1 protein-coding gene is annotated in these 1538 nt (G+C 62.2%); it reads left to right on the top strand.

Annotation, left to right across the window (positions count from 1 at the left end; genetic code table 11):
• Positions 1-187: 187 nt before the first annotated feature.
• Positions 188-1538, top strand: a 1351-nt coding sequence (gene recQ / locus L692_RS0103250; RefSeq protein ID WP_025697163.1) for a DNA helicase RecQ, incomplete at its 3' end; no start/stop codon positions are given.

The following is a 1538-nucleotide window of genomic DNA, read 5'->3' as shown; positions in this document are numbered from 1 at the left end:
GCTGCGCGGACGGCTCCTGCGGCGTGTAGCTCGGCGGGCCGCGCATGCGGGAAGGGGAGGCGCGGTGTGCGCCTCTCCTGTTTGACGTGGAAGAACATCTCACGCCTCATTTGTTCCGCACGGTTGCCCCTTCGCGGCAAAGTCCGGTAAACTAAAGGAAGACCGTGTTTAAGGAGTTTTGATCCATATGAATCCGCAGGAACTTACAATGGAATACGCGCAGAACATGCTGCAAAAATATTACGGCTATCCCGATTTCCGGGAAGGCCAGAAAAGAATCGTCGCGAGTCTCCTGGAGGGCCGCGACACGCTTGGCATTATGCCGACCGGCGGCGGCAAATCGATCTGTTATCAGGTTCCGGCGCTGCTGCTGCCGGGCCTGACGCTCGTCGTGTCGCCGCTCATCTCCCTGATGAAGGACCAGGTCGACGCGCTGACGGCGGCGGGCATTCCCGCCGCTTATATCAACAGCACCTTAACCGGCCGGGAAGTGAACGAGCGCATCCGCGCCGCCCGCCGGGGCGAGCTGAAGCTGCTCTATGTCGCGCCCGAGCGGCTGGAGCTGGACTGGTTCCGCCTGGAGATGGCGGGACTGTCCATATCCTGCGTCGCGGTGGACGAGGCGCACTGCGTCTCGCAGTGGGGCCATGATTTCCGCACCAGCTATCTGGCGGTGTCGCCGTTTGTGGAGGAGCTTCCGCAGCGGCCGATTCTGGCGGCCTTCACCGCTACGGCGACGCCCGAGGTTATGGAGGATATGCGCCGGCTGCTGCGCCTGCGCGATCCGGGCGTCTTTGTGACGGGCCTTGGCCGCGACAATCTGGCGATGTCGGTGCTGCGGGGCGAGAACAAGAAGGAGTTCGTGCTGGAGTATGCCGCTTCCCATAACCACCAGCCGGGAATTGTGTACGCGGCTACCCGCAAGGACGTCGACGACCTGTACCAGCGTCTACGGAATACCGGGGTCGCGGCGGGCCGTTACCATGCCGGGATGAGCGACGAGGAGCGGGCCGAGAGCCAGGAGGCGTTCCTGTACGACGATATCCGCGTGATGGTCGCGACCAACGCCTTCGGCATGGGGATCGACAAGTCGAATGTGCGGTATGTCATCCATTACAATATGCCGAAGAATATGGAGGCTTATGTGCAGGAAGCGGGCCGCGCGGGGCGGGACGGCGAGCCGAGCCAGTGCATCCTCCTGTTCAGCGCGCAGGATATCATGACCCAGAAGTTCCTGATCGAGCAGAACCCGCAGGATTCGGAGCGTAAGGCCAACGATTACCGCAAGCTTCAGCAGATGATCGATTACTGCTATACGACAAGGTGCCTGCGAAGCGCGATGCTGGACTATTTCGGCGAGGCCCACGGGGACAAGCCGTGCGGCAATTGCAGCTCCTGCACAGACGAGCGCGAGCTGGTCGACATGACGATCGACGCGCAGAAGATCTTCTCCTGCATCCACCGGATGCGCGAGCGCTTCGGCGTGGCGCTGGTGTCGTCCGTGCTGAAGGGCTCGCGCAGCCAGAAGGTGCTGCAAT

The organism is Paenibacillus forsythiae T98, assembly GCF_000520735.1.
GTDB lineage: Bacteria > Bacillota > Bacilli > Paenibacillales > Paenibacillaceae > Paenibacillus_AQ > Paenibacillus_AQ forsythiae.
This window is presented reverse-complemented; position numbering and strand designations above follow the sequence as displayed.